Genomic DNA, 3,206 nt, shown 5'->3' on the forward strand with positions numbered 1-3,206 from the left:
CCGGGTTGATTTCACCGCTTTGATTTGTTTCCAGATTGATTCCCTTTGACAATTCCTCTTTAACGTGCTTTGCTTGTTTCATGGCGTATCCTCCCTTCGGGGAGCGAGGTGATTTCTTCATAGGAACTTCACCTTAGGATGCGCCACCTGTTTTCATTTGGCTATACACAAGTTTTGAGTGTAGCTCCATCATCGCCCGGGGGACCGCCCTGTTTTTCGGTCTGTGTGCCACCACATTGCTGCCCATGCTGATCGGGGGGTTGTATTCTCGACGAATCACCAAAGCCGGAGCCATAGCCGGGATGTTGGGAGGATTCATCAGCACCATGGTCTGGTATGCGCTGGTTTTCGGTATAATAAAAATACATAAAACGGCAGCCAAAAGTGCAGTACTCGGCAATTAAGAAGGCATTGCCATCACCATCTTGAATAATACCCTCTAAGTCGCCCAAGACAAGGAGGGAAAATAAAAGAGGTGATAACAATGCCACAACAACAGTATATAAAATACCTGTATGAGACGGAAGAACTAAGCATCAACGAGATCAGTGATAAAGTCGGCGTCAACTGGAGAACTGCAGCCAAGTATGCGAAAAAAGGCGACTGGAAGAGCTATTGTCAAATTTTGTGTATGACCCATCAGGCGGCGTCCTCTTTCTGGCGAATCCCATCGACGAATATGACTCCTTCCACAACTTCTGCTAAGCGGGGAACTCCATTCAGTCTTCTCCATCGTTTCTCTGCACTGAGAAAGAGCTGCAAGACCATACTGAGCACCGTCACCCGGGATCCGCAGTTCTTGGTCTTATCGGTTCTCAGCCTGACCGTGGCCAAGGTGGATTCCACCGGGTTAGTGGTTCTCAGGTGTTTCCAGTGTTCGGCCGGGAAATCGTAGAAGGTGAGTAACGCTTCCCGGTCTTTCTTCAGGCAGTCGGTGGCCTTGGGGTACTTGGCCTGGTATTTGTGGAGGAAGTGATCGAAGGCTTTTTCAGCATCTTCCTTGGTTTCGGCCATCCAGATCTCGTGGATATCATCCTTGGCTTTCCCCTGCACACTTTTGGGGAGATAATTGAGTATATTAGCGGTCTTGTGCATCCAGCACCGCTGCGGATGGGTTTTGCCAAAGATTTGGAGGAGTGCTTTCCAGAATCCCAAGGCGCCATCCCCCACCGCACAAAGTGGTCCCACGGTTAACCCCCGCTGTTTCAGATCCAGGAGCACTTCCTTCCAGGACTGTTCGCTCTCCCGGAAGCCGTCCTCCAGAGCGAGGAGTTCTTTTGTCCCATCCTGGGTAGCTCCGATGATCACCAGGACACAGGTTCTTTCCTCCATCCGGGTGTTCAAATACACCCCCCACCCCACCAGTAGACGTAGCGTTTCTGAGAAAGGTCTCTTTGCCTCCACGCATTGAACTCCTCCGGCCACTTGGCTTTCAACCGGCAGATGGTCTGGGGGGAGAGGCCGGGGGCATCGGGACCCAACAGGGCCCCGATGCGCTTCCGGAAAATCGTTGGTGGAGATACCCTTCAAGTAGAGCCAGGGGATGAGTTCTTCCATATTTTTTGTTTTGCGTAGATACTTGGGGAGAATGCCTGAGGTGAAGCGGATGGGTTCGGCGGCATCTTTCCGTTGGTCCCGCACCCGGGGAACCGTCACTGGGATCAGGCCCAATCCGGTAAGGAGGTCCCGTTCCGGGAGATACCCGTTACGGACGATGGCCTGGTGTCCCTGTGCATCTTTCAGATTCTGGTGGTTGTTCACGAATTCCTCCACTTCCGCCTCAATGGCCATGGCGAGCATCCTGCGGGCTCCTTCACGTAATATCTCGGTCAGATGATCGGTGACGGCTGGATTGATGAGACATTCCTGGTTAACATCTTGATTGACTCCCTTTGACAATTCTTCCTGAACGTGCTTTTCTTTTCTCATGGCGTATCCTCCCTTCGGGGATCGAGGTGATTTCTTGGTGATGCTTGAACTTCACCTTAGGATACGCCACCTGTTTTCATTTGGCTATACACAACTTTTGAGTATAACTCGCGTAGAATTGACTCCCCATAATATCCAATCAAGCATTACTGAAACCAATAACGGTAAAGCACCACTAGCCATTTTCCTCCCATCGTATGCATTCATTGAACTCTGATAGCTATCCTACGGTCCTGTCTCCGGCTTCAATTCGATCAAGGTATTCCTGAACGTTCGTTTCGTCCACTCTCACCATGCCCGTATCTACACTCTCCAAGGGTGTACCATACATAATGTAATTGTAAAGTGCCTTGACCGGGAGATATCCTTGCCTAAAGGGGTTCTGGCTCAACGTGGCGTTGGTAGCACCGGCTTTGATGTTATGTCAAGGGCGGTCAAAAATATACAAGTTGTACAAATTTAAACCGCCCTTTTTGTACATTTTATAATCACCATCGAGACTTTGGCCATTTTAGATCGAATAGCCTACCACCTGCAAGCAGGGGTCTTCAGATGGGCTGAGGAACTAGCTGCATCTGGGGGTCTAAAGTAGGGTCGCGGTATTTTGGTAAGCCTAGCGATTAGCCCCAGCTACGTTCACGACGTAGATCTCATCGTTCCCATCACGGTCTGACCTAAGGGCAATCATTCTCCCATCGGGCGACCAGGCTTCCAACCGATCCTCACCAGGGTGATGGGTAAGGTTACGCAGGTTGGTGCCCTCGGCGTTCATGACGTAGATCTCCCAGTTCCCACCACGGAATGACGCAAGGGCAATCATTCTCCCATCGGGCGACCAGGCTGGAAACCCGTCCCAATCAGGGTAATTGGTAAGCCTGCGCTGGTTGGTGCCCTCGGCGTTCACGACGTAGATCTCAGAGTTCCCATCACGGTCTGACGTAAAGGCAATCATTCTCCCGTCGGGCGACCAGGCTTCCAACCAATCCTCACCAGGGTGATTGGTAAGGTTGCGCTGGTTGGTGCCCTCGGCGTTCATGACGTAGATCTCATAGTTCCCATCACGGTCTGACGTAAAGGCAATCGTTCTCCCGTCGGGCGACCAGGCTGGATCCCCGTCCCAACCAGGGTGATTGGTAAGCCTGCGCAGGTTGGTGCCCTCGGCGTTCACGACGTAGATCTCCCAGTTCCCATCACGGTTTGACGTAAAGGCAATCATTCTCCCGTCGGGCGACCAAGCTGGATCCCTGTCCCAACCAGGGTGATTGGTAAGGTTGCGC

Annotated in this window: 3 protein-coding genes; 1 reads left to right on the top strand and 2 read right to left on the bottom strand. The window is 51.7% G+C overall.

The features are described 5' to 3' along the window. Positions 1-260 precede the first annotated feature (260 nt). On the top strand, positions 261-404 hold the full coding sequence (locus VLH40_00020) for a hypothetical protein (GenBank protein ID HSV30396.1): 144 nt from the start codon (positions 261-263) through the stop codon (positions 402-404). Between the two features lie 235 nt (positions 405-639). Here VLH40_00020 and VLH40_00025 read toward each other — a convergent pair whose 3' ends face one another. Both VLH40_00025 and VLH40_00030 read right to left on the bottom strand, forming a co-directional pair. Continuing rightward, on the bottom strand, positions 640-1,929 hold the full coding sequence (locus VLH40_00025) for an IS256 family transposase (GenBank protein HSV30397.1): 1,290 nt from the start codon (positions 1,927-1,929) through the stop codon (positions 640-642). Positions 1,930-2,542: 613 nt separating this feature from the next. Continuing rightward, on the bottom strand, positions 2,543-3,206 hold a 664-nt coding region (locus tag VLH40_00030), incomplete at its 5' end, for a hypothetical protein (protein ID HSV30398.1).

This window comes from Atribacteraceae bacterium (genome assembly GCA_035477455.1).
Lineage (GTDB): Bacteria > Atribacterota > Atribacteria > Atribacterales > Atribacteraceae > DATIKP01.

Coding starts and splice junctions, on each gene's coding strand:
- VLH40_00025 (HSV30397.1), bottom strand. CDS start 1,929: ATGAGAAAAGAAAAGCACGTTCAGGAAGAATTGTCAAAGGGAGTCAAT.